The 13,440-nt window shown below is 66.1% G+C and carries 13 protein-coding genes; 2 read left to right on the top strand and 11 right to left on the bottom strand.

Translation table 11 applies throughout. The features are described from left to right. Positions 1–2: 2 nt before the first annotated feature. On the bottom strand, positions 3–2,105 hold the full coding sequence (locus MRBLST15_RS03120; RefSeq protein WP_367785215.1) for a PAS domain S-box protein: 2,103 nt from the start codon (positions 2,103–2,105) through the stop codon (positions 3–5). Positions 2,106–2,248: 143 nt separating this feature from the next. Here MRBLST15_RS03120 and MRBLST15_RS03115 point away from each other — a divergent pair, with 143 nt between their 5' ends. Beyond that, the gene (locus MRBLST15_RS03115) at positions 2,249–5,008 is read left to right on the top strand and encodes a bifunctional diguanylate cyclase/phosphodiesterase (protein ID WP_367785214.1); all 2,760 of its coding nucleotides are present in this window, start codon (positions 2,249–2,251) and stop codon (positions 5,006–5,008) included. Between the two features lie 107 nt (positions 5,009–5,115). On the opposite strand, the gene MRBLST15_RS03110 is transcribed toward MRBLST15_RS03115, so the two are convergent. From MRBLST15_RS03110 to MRBLST15_RS03070, 9 genes are all read right to left on the bottom strand, one after another. After that, positions 5,116–6,201, bottom strand: a complete 1,086-nt coding sequence (locus MRBLST15_RS03110) for a GAD-like domain-containing protein (protein WP_367785213.1) — start codon at positions 6,199–6,201, stop codon at positions 5,116–5,118. Positions 6,202–6,399: 198 nt separating this feature from the next. Further along, positions 6,400–6,927 (bottom strand): hypothetical protein, encoded by a 528-nt coding sequence (locus MRBLST15_RS03105; RefSeq protein ID WP_367785212.1) that lies wholly within the window; start codon positions 6,925–6,927, stop codon positions 6,400–6,402. A gap of 112 nt (positions 6,928–7,039) precedes the next feature. Further along, entirely contained in the window at positions 7,040–7,504 is a 465-nt protein-coding gene (locus MRBLST15_RS03100; RefSeq protein WP_265952794.1) for a hypothetical protein, read from the bottom strand. Between the two features lie 138 nt (positions 7,505–7,642). Further along, entirely contained in the window at positions 7,643–7,858 is a 216-nt protein-coding gene (locus MRBLST15_RS03095) for a hypothetical protein (RefSeq protein ID WP_205404047.1), read from the bottom strand. Positions 7,859–7,956: 98 nt separating this feature from the next. After that, entirely contained in the window at positions 7,957–9,147 is a 1,191-nt protein-coding gene (locus MRBLST15_RS03090) for a methyl-accepting chemotaxis protein (RefSeq protein WP_100465318.1), read from the bottom strand. Positions 9,148–9,312: 165 nt separating this feature from the next. Continuing rightward, positions 9,313–9,927 (bottom strand): high frequency lysogenization protein HflD, encoded by a 615-nt coding sequence (hflD, locus tag MRBLST15_RS03085; protein WP_099818418.1) that lies wholly within the window; start codon positions 9,925–9,927, stop codon positions 9,313–9,315. Further along, positions 9,924–11,066 carry a tRNA 2-thiouridine(34) synthase MnmA gene (mnmA, locus tag MRBLST15_RS03080; RefSeq protein ID WP_089241078.1) on the bottom strand — a complete coding sequence of 381 codons (1,143 nt, stop codon included), beginning with the start codon at positions 11,064–11,066 and terminating at the stop codon, positions 9,924–9,926. Before mnmA ends, hflD begins: the two co-directional genes overlap by 4 nt. Next, positions 11,063–11,524, bottom strand: coding sequence for an NUDIX hydrolase (locus tag MRBLST15_RS03075; protein ID WP_312704170.1), 462 nt, complete (start codon positions 11,522–11,524; stop codon positions 11,063–11,065). Before MRBLST15_RS03075 ends, mnmA begins: the two co-directional genes overlap by 4 nt. 1 nt (position 11,525) lies before the next feature. Further along, entirely contained in the window at positions 11,526–12,014 is a 489-nt protein-coding gene (locus tag MRBLST15_RS03070; protein ID WP_265951814.1) for a hypothetical protein, read from the bottom strand. A 113-nt stretch (positions 12,015–12,127) separates the two neighbouring features. Between MRBLST15_RS03070 and clpS the strand changes: the two genes are divergently transcribed. Beyond that, complete coding sequence (gene clpS, locus MRBLST15_RS03065) at positions 12,128–12,454, top strand: ATP-dependent Clp protease adapter ClpS (RefSeq protein ID WP_025879127.1); 327 nt, start codon at positions 12,128–12,130, stop codon at positions 12,452–12,454. 113 nt (positions 12,455–12,567) lie between these two features. Here the strand turns inward: clpS and MRBLST15_RS03060 are convergent, their stop codons facing one another. After that, entirely contained in the window at positions 12,568–13,380 is an 813-nt protein-coding gene (locus MRBLST15_RS03060) for an APH(6) family putative aminoglycoside O-phosphotransferase (protein ID WP_312704169.1), read from the bottom strand. Positions 13,381–13,440 lie beyond the last annotated feature (60 nt).

The raw sequence follows: 13,440 nt of genomic DNA, 5'->3' as shown, positions 1-13,440 counted from the left end.
GCTCAGTATTCCGCTGACTCGACGGCCGCCGTAACAGCGGCCTGGTAAGGAAGGTGGACATCGACGAGGGTACCGGCGCCATGCGCCGACTCGATCCGCACGTGGCCGCCCACGCTCTGCGCGCGCTCGCGCATCACGATCAGGCCCAGGCCGCGCGGGCCATCCGGGTCGAACCCTTCGCCATCGTCACGGATCATCAGGTGCAGTCCGCGCTGGTCGACATCGCGCAGCTGCAGCACCACCTGGCTGGCGCGCGCGTGGCGCAGCACGTTGGTCAGGCTTTCCTGGGCGATGCGGAAACAGGCCTGTTCGATGCTGTTGTCCGGGCGTGTGGGCAGCGATTCGATCTCGGCCTGCAGTTCGACGCTGGACGAGCGGAACAGCACGCGCGCCTGCCAGCTCAACGCCGCCTCCAGGCCCAGCGCATCCAGCTGTGGCGGCCGCAGCAGGGTGGAGATGTCGCGCAGCTTGGCGACGGTGGTATCGGCCAGGCTGACGATCTGCGCCAGGTCCTCGCCGCGCCGCTGCGCATCATCCTCGTGCTGTGCCGCATAGGCAGAGAGCTTGATCGCGGTGATCGCCTGGCCGATGTCATCGTGCAGGTCGCGCGAGATCGCCCGGCGCTCGTCTTCCTGCAGCGAGAACAGGCGGCCGGCCATTGCCTGCAGCTCGCGGTTGCTGGTCTCCAGCGCGCTTCGGGTCTGTTCCGATTCACTCAGGTCGCGCACGATCAGCAGCTTGCAGTCGCGCCCGCCATAGCGCACGTCACCCACGGCAAGGCCCGCCTGGAAGCTGCGGCCATCGGCGCGCTGCATGGCCACCACGCTGCTGTGGCCCGGGCTGTGCTGGGGCTGCCCAGCGCGCATCTGCGCGCGCGTCCGGGCCAGGTCGCCGCCCGCCACCAGGGCCGACAGCGGCTCACCCAGCAGTGTGTGGCTGCCGTAGCCGAACAGGCTGGCCGCCCACGCATTGGCATACAGCACATGTTCGTCGGACAGGATCACCACGCCGTCGGGCAACACCCGCACCAGCTCGCGGAACTGTTCCTCGCGTTCGCGCAGCAGGCGCCGCGACTGCTCACGCTCGGTCACGTCCTGCAGGGTGCCCAGGATCCGGTCACGGCCGGCCTCATCCACACCGCTGGCGGCGCGCAGGTGCACCATCAGCGCGCGGCCATCCATTGCCAGCACCGGCAGCAGCACGTCCACCTGCACCTGCTCACCCGAGCACAGCTCGGCCAGCACCTGATCGGTCTGTGCTGCGGTGGCCGGGTCGGCTGCCACCAGCAGCTCGTCGAAACGGTGCCAGCGTCGCGCTTCGGGCGGGCGACGGCCGAGCAGGCGATAGACCTGGTTGGAGTAACGGCCCTGGCCGGTGGACGGGTCCAGCTCCCACGCGCCGATCCGGGCCAGCTCGTGGGCTTCTTCCACGCGCGCCAATGCCTGGTCGCGCCGCAGCTGGGCCAGGTCTTCGGCGGTGCGATCGATGGCGATCAGCAGGCGGGCAGTGTGTCCGTCGTAGTCGATCGCGTTCGAGCGCAGTTCCATCTGGCGCAGGCTGCCGTCGCGCAGCTGCAACTGCGCGCGCAGGATGCACAGCTGCTCGGGTGCCTCGCGGATCTCCTCCAGCTTGGTCTGCAACGCCTGGTCCTGGCCCGGTGGCCAGAGCACATCGATGGTCTGCGCCAGAAGTGCGTCGCGGTCCCAGCCGAAGGTGCTGCAGGCGGCAGGATTGGCATCGAGGATGGCCAGCGTGTCCAGGTCATAGACCAGGATCGGGCCCGGGTTGCCTTCGAACATCTGCCGCAGACGCAGCTCGGAGGCCTGCAACCTGGCATGGGTGTGCAGCACGTGCTCGGCCAGCGGCCGCAGCAGCAGGTACAGCAGGCCCGCGCTGGCCAGGGCGAAGAATGCGCCCTTCACGCTCTGCCAGAGTGCTGCCTGTTGCGGGTCCGGCACGAGGGCCGTCACCGCACCGTCACTGGCGATCATCCATGCCAGCGCCATCGCCAGGTAGCTCAGCACCACGCGCCGACGGTCGCGCCCCAGCGCCTGCGCCATCCGCGGGTCGGGAACAGGGGCAGTGCCGGTCGGTTCTACGGGCATGGACAGGGCAGGCAGGAGGGCAGGGAAGTGGGTTGCCGGTCATCTTACCGCGCAGGTGTGCCCGGGCCACTCAATTATCCGCCGCAGGCGCCGTTAACCACTGCGTGCCCCGCTGTCGGGCGTTTCATCCGGAGCAAGATCGCGTGGACCAAGGGATCATCGCCAGCCTGCTGCAGCATCCGCTCGCCTCGGCGCTGGTCATCGTCGACCGCAGCGGTCGCCCGCTCGCGGCCAATCCAGCCGCGCGCGAGCACGGCCTGCCGGCCACGGTGGCCGCCTATGCGCCGATGCTGGAGGACCTGCGCCTGCTGGCCGCCGACGGTGGCATCGTCGCCTGCACGCTGCCGGGCGGCCCACGTGGCCATTACGATGGCCACCTGCGCGCTGTGCATGACGGCAGCGGCAATCTGCTCGCCTTCACTCTCAGCGTGCCCGAGCCGGTGCCGGTCGACGGCGGCGGTCGCTGGGAGCTGGCGCTGGACAGCGCTGGCCACAGCCTGTGGGACTGGGACATCCCCAGCGACCGGGTGTCCCGCACGCCCGCGCTGGGCGAGGAAACCGCCACCCAGATGCTGGCGCGCGTGCACGCTGACGACATCACCCAGGTGCGTGTCGCGCTGGATGAACACCTGCAAGGGGGCAGCGAGCAGTACAGCGCCCAGTTCCGTTTCCGCCAGGCCGATGGACAGTGGCGATGGGTGCTGGACCGTGGACGGGTGGTGGCGCGTACCGCCGATGGCCAGCCGCTGCGCATGGTCGGTACCCATACCGACATCGAGCAGCAGAAGCAGCTGGAAGCCCTGCTGCAGGAGCAGCAGCTGCACCTGCGCGAAGCCCAGCGCATCGCCAGCATGGGCAGCTGGTCGTTCGATCCGCACAACCGCCATTTCTGGTGGTCGCCGGAGCTGCGCTCGCTGCTGGCGCTGCAGCAGGGCAGCATCCCGGGGCAGCGACGCTGGCTCAAGCAGCTGCACCCGCGCTCACGCGGCGCGCTGCGTGCGGCATGGCGCCGCCTGTGGCGTGACGGCCGTGCCGCCAACATCGAACTGGAACTGACCCGCGGCCACGAACCTTCCCAGCATCTGCGGCTGTGGATGCAACCCCTGCTGGACATGGACGGCCAGCCCAAGCGTTTGCTGGGGCAGGTACAGAACATCACCGAACAGCACCAGACCGATGCGCTCATCCGCTGGCGCACCGAACTGCTCAACCGCGTATCCGCGCTGGGCCGCATCGGCGGCTGCGAAATCGAAGTTGCCACGCGCAACATGCAATGGACCGAGGAGTGCTATCGCATCCACGGCCTGCGCAAGGAACCGATCACGCTGGACCAGGCGCTCGCACTGTACGCCGAGGATTCGCGCGCGGCGTTTGAAGCAGCGCTGGGGCGGATCGCCGGTGGTGGCCTGCCCGAGCAGCTGGATCTATGCTTCTACCGCCAATCCGGGCTGCGTGTGTGGGTACAGGTACTGATCGAACTGGATCGTCGCGATGGCCTGCCGCCGCGCTTCGTGGTCCTGTTCCGTGACATCACCCGTGAGCGCGAAGCGAACGAACGCATCGAGCTGCTTGCGCACTACGATCTGCTGACCGGATTGCCCAACCGGGTGCTGCTGGGCGAGCAGACGTCCGAGGCCATCGAGGAAGCGCGCGATCGCGGCACCTCGCTGGCCATGCTGTTCATCGATCTGGACGGCTTCAAGAACATCAACGACAGCTTCGGCCATGCCACTGGTGACGCGTTGCTGAAGGCCGCCGCGACCCGCCTGCACCAGAACCTGCGCAACAACGACCTGTTCGGCCGCTTCAGCGGCGACGAGTTCATCGTAGTGCTGCGCGACCTTGCCGAGCCGGAAGATGCCGGGCATGTGGCGCGCAAGCTGATCAACTCGCTGGCCGAGCCACTGCGCCGTGGCGATACCACCTTGAAGGTGGGTGCCAGCGTGGGCATCGCCATGCTGGGCGAGAACCAGACCGACTTCGATTCCCTGCTTCGCGCTGCCGATGCGGCGATGTACGCGGCCAAGGAAGCCGGCCGCAACACCTATCAGTACTACAGCCAGGACGCGTTGGCGCGGATCCAGCGGCGGCTGGAGATCGAGCACGGTCTGCATGGCGCCATCGAGCGCGACGAGTTCAGCCTGGCCTACCAGCCGCTGCTGCACGCCCATCACGGAGAGCCGCCGGCGATTGAAGCGCTGCTGCGCTGGCATCGACCGGGGATTGGCTACTGCAGCCCGGCCGAGTTCATTCCCATCGCCGAAAAGTGCGGCGAGATCGTCCGCATCGGCGACTGGGTCTTGTCCGAAGCCTGTCGCCAGGCGGCCGCGTGGGATCGTGCTGGCCTGCATTTCGAGCGCATTGCGGTGAACGTGTCGGCGGTGCAGCTGCGTGATCGTGGTTTTGCCGAGCGTGTGATCGAAATCTGCCACGCCCACGGCTGGCCGCCGCAGCGGCTTGAGCTGGAGCTGACCGAGTCTGCCCTGATCCGTGACACCGACATCCTGCGCCACTGCTTCGATGTGCTTGAGCGGCATGGCGTGCCGCTGGCGGTGGATGACTTCGGTACCGGCTTCTCCAACCTCAACTACCTCAATCGCTTCCCGGTTGGTCGCCTGAAGATCGATCGCAGCTTCGTGCAGGGCATGCTGCATGATTCCGGTACCGCCGAAGTCACCCAGGCGATCGTGCACCTGGGCCACGCGCTGGGCATGAAGGTGGTGGCCGAGGGCGTGGAAACGCACCAGGAAGAGGACATGCTGCGCCGCCAGGGCTGCGACGAGATCCAGGGCTACCTGTACTCGCGCCCGCTCAGCCCGCGCGACCTGGCGCAGTGGCTGCGCCAGCAGCACCTCGCGCCAGGCCGCACCGACGCCGCCAGCGAAGTGGCGCTGGCGCGTTGAAGGGCCGCGACCCTGCTTTGGTGGGTGCCCGCACGGTGGAACAGGTCTTGGTGGGTGCCGACCGTTGGTCGGCACGGTTGCCTGCACGCGCGTCAAGGTGCCTGCTCTCAGCGACGCTCTGCGAGCTCTGCGAGCACATCCAGCGCCTTGCGTTTTACCAGGCTGCTTAGCCGCCAGCCGTACTCTGCTACGGGCTCCGTCGAGGTATAAACCTCTCCGTCGCCCAGTGGCCCCAACATCTCACGGGCTCGCCAGAGCATTGGTTCTCCGTCCTCGGCAAGGACATCCATTTCGGAATCATCCAATGTCAGCAGGAAGTCGTGCAGGCGACTGTTCCGGTCGATGCTGCTTGTTCGGACGGTCATCGCCGCAGGCGCGCACAGGCAGCCTTCGTGCGGCTCAAGCATCAACTCGACGCCGGTACGCTCACCACAAAAGAACATCTGGCCAAACGGCGAAATCGCGTAGGTATGGAAACTGTCCTTGCCCGACAGCGGGCTGTCCGCCAGGAAAACATCGAGCAGGGCTGCATAGTGCTCAGGGTTGACCATCGTCAGTCGATCATCGTGATAGCGCGCAAGTCCGTCGCGCTGCCACAGTGCCAGCAATGCATCCGGAAGCCTGCCCCTCCATAGGGCCAGCGTGACTTCGGTGACAGGCGATCCTGGAGAGTGGGTGCTGAGTTGATCCAGAACGCTCTTCATGAACGGATCTGGGGCATCGAAATCCGTGGCTGGCGAGCAAGCCTCGGGGCGGCCCCTGGCTTCCGGGTCGTTCGGCAGCAGGTCGAGAAAGGTCAACATCATCTCGGCCCGTGCAAGCTCCGGGTTCCACTCCAGACCTGAAATGACGGTCGCTTTGTCTCCAGAGACAAGCAACAACGTTCCCGCCGGAAGGCTTTGCCATGGCTCGTTCAGCACCAGATAGCGCCGCGGTTCCTGTTCGGCATCATCGTCAAGAATGATGACTGGCGGACCGTCCTGCACACATCCCGCGGCCACCTCGACTGCTGCGTCGATCACACCCGCGTCAGGATCGTACGGGTCGATCGCAGCGGAGTAGGGCTGCTGGAACGCTCCAAATGTCTGCAGCGCCTGCTGAAGCGCCGCGAGGGAGTTGGGATCAATGGTCAATGGGTAGGGTGTTGCCGGAAGGTGCAATGCAACTGAAAGGCAGAGGGCCATGCTGGTCATCGAGCTGCAGTCTTATCTGAACTGGAATCGGCCCATCACGATGAGCGGCGGATTGGCCGAGGTCCATGCAAACAATCCGAAACTGTATAGCTCTCTCGGATCCATCCACGCATAGCGTGGATCTACACTGCTCTGGTAGATGCCGACCTTGGTCGGCGCTGATGCCTGCGCGAGCGTTCATCCACGCTTGGCGTGGATCTACTTTGGCGCGGCAACCAGCCGCTGTGGGAATTCGGACCGCAGCCGTGCGCGCACCGCTTCGACCACGCCTGCATAGCGTCGCCGCTGGATGTAAAAGCCCATATAGAACAGCAGCAGGGCCACCAGCATAGGCCACGCCGCTGGCCGGATCAGAATGATCGGCACCATCATCAGCGTCAGGCCCAGCGCGAACCAGCTGCACAGTCCGACCACCCGCACCTCCCGGCGCCGCGCGTCGATCATCACCCGACCGCGCATCAACGGAAAATAGCGACCTCCGAAGCTGGGTGCGAAGCTCTCGCGAAAGGCGACACTACCGTCAGGCAGCGCATGGAACACCAGACGCAACCAGGTGTCGGTGGGCAGGTCATGCCCCAGGCCGGCCAGCGAAAGATGGGCCAGCTCGGCCGGCGTAGCGGCAACGCGTTGGTTGAACAGGACGATGCCGGTACGGAAGAAGAATGGCGCCCACATCACCAGCAGCAGGATTTCGACCAGCAGCAGGGTAATCAGGGCGATGGCCATCGGTCTTCCATGAACAGGACCGGCGCATCATGCCACGGGGGCGACGACGTGCAGCGGCGCTGAGGACTCGAGTGCGTGCAGCAGGTCAGGTGCCTTTCGGGACTGACTTGGGTCAATCTTCTTCTACCAGGTCGCTTAGATCCAGGATCTGCGGATTGACGCTGCTGGCAACGATGCTTCTGATCAATCCCGGGCGGCCACGAAGCGAGTAGGCGCGTATGGTATGGATGGGGCTGAATTCTTCCATGGGATAGGTCGAGTGCCCCACGATTACGGGTCTGTTGAAGTGGACGTCCTTGGGGTCGTCCAATGGCAGGGTCCACCTTCCACCGTGTGCCCGCCTGACGGTCTCCCCTAGATATCGGGCGAGCACGACCCTCAGAGAGTCCCGCTCATCCTCAGACAGCGTGGCAGCCATCAAGTCATGCAGGCGTTCCAGCCTGTCGAGGCTTTCGGGGCTCCTATCCAGTTCAATGCCATGCGTTTGAGCCTGCGCGACCAGCCATTCCATCTGGCCGTCCATCAGCATCAGGAATTGCTCAAAAGCCTCGCGGGATTCTTCCAGATTGAACGTCATGCAGAGGCCAGAGAGACAAGGTGGGAGTGGGCAGTGTGTCCTCGTCCCTTTGCTCTGGCTATGCAACAAATCCTAAAAGGCGGCAGGTAAAGCCGAGGTTGCAGATATCGCGGCGGCTCATCCACGCATGGCGTGGATCTACTTCAACGCACTGCCATCCAAGCCCAGATCCCACGCCAACCCCAGCAGGTCGTCGCCGGCCACAGCAGGGGCAGGGCGCGCATCGGCCAACTGCTGCAGCTCCTGCATTTCTTCGCGGGCCACCTCTTCCAGCTGGCGCAGCTGCTCACGTACGCCCGCATTGCGCGGGCGCTCGTTCTCGTTGATCGGGGGCAGGGCGCGGATCAGGGTCATGGTGCGCTTGCAGGATGCATCCAAAGGCGGGTCACACGCAAAGGCCCCGGCGGAACCGGGGCCTTGCACGCTGCCGGAAGAGGCAGCGGACATCAGGATCAGAACAGCTCGACCGCGCCGGCGGCCATGCTCTGCTGGGCAACCGGCTTGTGCGGCGGGCGCTCCCATTCGCTGCGCAGTTCGCGCAGGCGGTTGCCGGTGCGCTGCAGGGCAGAGGCGATTTCTTCGTCGAACACGCCGCCGTTGCGGTGCAGCAGTTCCTGCAGGGCCACGGCTTCGCGGTTGATCGCGGTCAGGCGGTCCAGGTGGGTATGCACGCCGCCCAGCGCCTGGGTGGCGATGTCCTCGAACTGCAGGGCGCGCACGGCTTCGGCCACGCTGCCATCGATCGAGCGCGCGCAGTCGGATACTTCGCGCATGCCGTCGCCCAGCGACGCATTGATCTGCGCCACGTTGTCGAGCATCGCCGCGGCTTCCTGGCGCGCTTCACGGGAGCGGTCCATATCGCGCGAGGCCATGTGCGAAACCGTTTCGCGGACCTTGGCGATGGCGTCCTTGGAGCTGTGTGCCAGCTTGCGGATCTGTTCGTTGAAGGTGGTCGAGCGCTCGGACAGGTTGCGCACTTCGTCGGCAACCACGGCGAAACCACGACCGGCTTCACCGGCACGCGCAGCTTCGATGGCGGCGTTCAGGGCCAGCAGGTTGGTCTGGTCGGCGATCGACTTGACGTCTTCCAGCAGCGCGAAGATGCCATCCAGGTGCTGCGCCATCTGGTCGATGTGCTGCACGGTGGTGCTGCTCTGGCCGCTCACCTGTTCCAGCGCTTCCACCAGCTGTTCCATGCGGTGGCTGGCGTGCTGGGCGAAACGGGCAACGTCGAGGCCGGCGCCGCCTTCGTCACCGGCGCGGTCGACGATGCGCGACAACGCCTGGCTCTGCTGGCGCGACTTGCGGTTCATCGCATCGAAGCTGCCGCCGAGGCTGGAGACGGCCTGGCGGATCAGGTCGCGGGCGCGTTCAACTTCGCCACGCGAACCGTCGATCTCGTTGCCGACGAAGTTGCGCAGTTCGGTCAGCAGCTGGTCCTGCTCGCGCAGGACACGGGCATGTTCCGGGGAACGGTGCGCCTGGGCGCGGGCGGTCCACCACGCAAAGCCGAGCCAGCTCAGCGTCATCGTGGTCAGGATCGCCCAACGCAGGGCGACCGGCCATTCGAAACCGATGGCGAAGGGGAGCAGCAGGGTCAGAGCCAGGGGGGCGGCCAGACGGATGAAAATGCGTGAGTACATGGACGTTCTCGGGAGGTGCACGGAGGATGTATCGGCCGTACCCCCTTTCTCTTTAACGTCGATGTGCCTCGAAATGCATTCTGAATGCGCCGGTTTTCCGGCGCTGCGGGATCGTGCGGGGTCAGAGCCCTTTCCATGCCGGAAAGGGATCCGACCCCCAAACCGTCAGGCCAGCTGACGGTCCACGGCCTCGACCATCGCCTTGCGGCTGAGCAGGAAGTCCCAATAGCTGCCACCCAGCTGCCGCCACAGCACCGCGGCGCGCACGGCCGCCAGCAGCAGCGCGCGGATCTCGGCCACAACGCCAGCCTGCCCGAGGTAGTGCGGGTTGCCCTGCACCATCACCCGCGGCTTGAGGTGGCTGATGGTGTCCGCATACAGCCCGCCCAGCGCGGCCAGTACTTCCGGGTGGCCACTGTCACCCAGCTCGGTGGCCTGGCGCTGGGCGCGCTCGATGCCCGAGGCTACCTTGTTCACGGTGGCTCCATCCTGCACGAAGCGGCGCTCCAGCTGCAGCACCGAGAGGGCCAGCTTGGGCAGGATCGGATCCTGGCCTTGGCTGCGGAAATAATTGTGCAGCAGGCGCAGGCCGGATTTCAGCGCGTGCCGATCACCAAACACTGCCTGCGGCGAGGATGCATCGATGCGGAACACGCTGTCCACGGCGGTGCGCACGGCAGCGGCGTCGGAATGGCCGGTATCGGCGATACGGCGTACCTGCTGCAGGGCCTGGGCAATGCCGGCCAAAGCCAGAACGCGGTCGTCGACAGTGAAACTCATGCAGCGAGTACCTCAAAAGGAGAAGGGGTGGTGCGCAGGCGCTGTTCCAGCGGCGCGTCGGTGGCGGCGATCACCGCGCCACCCAGGCAGACCTCACCGTCATACAGCACCAGGGATTGCCCGGGGGTGACTGCACGCTGCGGCCGGGCGAAGGAAACCTGCACGCTGCCATCGTCCAGCACGTCCACCGTGCACGGCTCGTCCGGCTGGCGGTAGCGGGTCTGCGCGGTGCATTCAAAACGACGTGCGGGCGGCGCGCCGGCAATCCAGTGCGCGGTCTCCGAGCGCAGCCGGTTGGACAGCATCCACGGGCTGTCGCGATCCTGGTCCACGTACAGCACGTTGCTGGCCACGTCCTTGCCGACCACATACCAGGGAGCGGCAGGGCGGCCGCGCACGCCGCCGATGTTCAGGCCTTCGCGCTGGCCCAGGGTGAAATAGAACACGCCAGGATGTTCGGCGATCACGCTGCCATCGCTGGGGTCGAGGATCTGCCCGGTCTTGGCCGGCAGGTAACGACCGAGGAACTCGCGGAAATCGCGCTCGCCGATGAAGCAGATGCCGGTCGAATCCTTCTTGGCGTGGGTCGGCAGGCTCACGTCGCGGGCAATCCGGCGCAGGTCGCTCTTTTCCAGATCACCAATCGGGAACAGCGTGGCTGCCAGCTGTTCCTGCCCCAGCTGGTGCAGGAAGTAGCTCTGGTCCTTGGAACGATCGGCGCCGCGCAGCAGCAGCCATTGATGGCCGCGCTGGGCAATGCGCGCGTAGTGGCCGGTGGCGATGCGCTCGGCGCCCAGCTCGCGGGCCGCATCCAGGAAGTGCTTGAACTTCACTTCGCGGTTGCACAGCACGTCCGGGTTCGGCGTGCGGCCGGCGGCGTACTCGGCAAGGAAGTGCTCGAACACGCCCTGCCAGTACTCGTTGGAGAAATCGCGGAAATGGAACGGGATGCCCAGCAGCCCGCAGACAGCCACCGCATCGCGGCGATCATCTTCTGCGCGACAGTCACCGCTGCCGTCGTCGGCCCAGTTCTGCATGAACAGGCCAGCCACGGCCTCGCCCTGCTGTACCAGGCGCCAGGCGGCGACGGAAGAATCCACGCCGCCAGACACGCCAACCATCACCCGTGGGCTGCTCATGCGACCTCCCGGACCAGTGCAAGCGGGTAGCGCTGGCCGGCCAGGTAGTCGGCCAGCACCTGCCAGACCAGGGGGCTGCGCTGGCGTCCGGCGGCTGCCTGCAGTTCGGCCGGGGTCATCCACAGCGCCCGATCGATGCCGGCATCCAGCGGCCGTGCCGGGTCGTGCGAGACCGGGTGCGCGGCATAGCAGAAGCGCAGGAACGGGGTGCCGTCGGCGGCGGTCCACTGGTAGCAGCCGATGAAGGCGGTCAGCTCCACGGTCCAGCCGGTTTCCTCGACGGTCTCGCGCAGGGCGGCTGCAGCCAGGCTTTCGCCCGGCTCCAGGTGCCCGGCCGGCTGGTTCAGCACCTGCCGGCCTTCGATGGTCTCTTCAACCAGCAGCACCCGGCCGCCGTCGATCACCACGGTGGCGACGGTTGCATGCGGTGCCCAGCGCGGGTCCGGCGAGGTGTTCAACTCAGAGGTCGTCCTTCTTGGTCAGCTCCAGCTCCATCGCATCGGCGGTGCGGATGGCCGCATCGATGGCGTCGCTGAGCTGGTCGGAGGTGGCGTCGGCATCGATCTTCACCACGAACATCGCGGTCGACTCCTGCTTCACCCAGCCGCCCATCTTGGCATCCTGCGAGTCTTCCAGCAGGCGGTTGGCCACGGCCACCGGGAACTGCTTGGTCGGCGAGGTGTAACCCGGCGACCAGATCTCGCGGATGTTGTGGGTACCGAAGTCTTCCACCGACGAGCGCACGTAGACGATCTGGGTGCGATCGCCTTCGACGTCGAACACCATCTGGTAATCGCCGTCTTCATCCACCTCGTAGGTGTAGCCCAGCTTTTCCAGATGACGGGCAACGGCCTTGTCGGCCTTCGCGCTGTCAGTGGTGGTCGCGGCGCCAGCGGTGCCAGCGGCAGCCAGGGCGATCAGCAGGGCGGAGAGAAGGGTCCTTTTCATGAAGATCCTGTGAAACCAAGAGTGTGGGAAGGTGCAATTGTGACGGCGGGCGTCCGTGCCGTCCATTCCGCGCAGGGCCGACGCAGGACCGTCTCACCCCTTATAATGGACCGATGCCTCGCGAGTCCGCCCCCGATTCCCACCACGAGCACGGCGTTGCCGTGGAGCCCGCGCGCCCGGAAGTGGCGCCGCCGCCGTTCTATCAGGTCATGCTGCTCAATGACGACTACTCCCCGATGGATTTCGTCGTGGACGTCCTGCAGCAGTTCTTCAACATGGACCTGGACAAGGCCACCCAGGTGATGCTGCATGTCCACACCCGTGGCCGTGGCGTCTGCGGTGTGTTCACCCGCGAAGTGGCCGAAACCAAGGTGGCTCAGGTCAACGAGTACGCGCGGATGAACCAGCACCCGCTGCTGTGCACGATGGAAAAGGCCTGAGCGCCCACGATCTGTAGAGCCGAGCCCATGCTCGGCTGCTTTCTGCCCGGGCGTATTGACCCCGGACGGAGCGTGCCCACCAAGGTGGGCACCTACCAGGGCAGGCAGAGGGTTCACACCTCCGCCAGCGCCTGCAGGGCCATCGTGGCCACCGCCTGATCGATGTCGGCCGGGTCGCCGTCATCGAGGAACCACACCGCTGACAGCCCGGCACTGGCCGCGATCCAGCGCAGCAGACGCGCGCGCTCGATATCGGCCAACTCGCAGACCTGCTCGAGCCTGGCGTGGAAGCGGTCGGGCCGCGTTGCTACGTGGATGCCTGGCCCGCACAGGTCCGGGTTGCTGAACATCGTGGTGTAGTCGAACGCGCGGTCACCCAGCAGCCGCTTCGGGTCGATCGCCAGCCAGCCCCGCGTGCCGAAATCGAGCACGTTGTCGTGATGCAGGTCGCCGTGCAGCGGCCGTATCTCCTGCTCCTCCTCCAGCAGTGCCATCGCCAGCGATCTGCACTGTTCCAGCAATGGCGGCAGCGGCGCCCTTGCCTGCAGCAGATCAGCGAACCATCTACGCAGGCAGACCAGATCTTCTGGCGGCGCGCTCCGTGGCCGGTGCAGCTGCTGCAGGACCTGGCACAGGATCATGGTGCAGGCGTCGTCCTCGCCCTTGATCGAACGTTGCCGCAGGGAGTCGCCGTGCGCCCGTTCGATCAGGATCGCCGGTCCCTCGTGGGCCAGCAGGCGTGCGGCGCCGTCGCCATTCCACCAGCGCAGCAGGCGATGGCCGTTCTGTTCCTCTGTCTCCGTGCTCACCTTCAACATGGCCGCCTCGCCAGAGGCGGTCAGCACCGGCCAGAGCCGGGCATGGGGGGTACGGATCGAAGGACCATCACGTCGCAATCGCCAGCGGCTCAGGTAGGGTTCGCTCATGGTCAGTGTGGTGTCCTGGAGTGAACGATGATCAAGCGTTTGGCAGTGCTAACGCCATAT

Source organism: Stenotrophomonas sp. LST15-1-1.1 (assembly GCF_040815575.1).
GTDB lineage: Bacteria > Pseudomonadota > Gammaproteobacteria > Xanthomonadales > Xanthomonadaceae > Stenotrophomonas > Stenotrophomonas lactitubi_B.
This window is presented reverse-complemented; position numbering and strand designations above follow the sequence as displayed.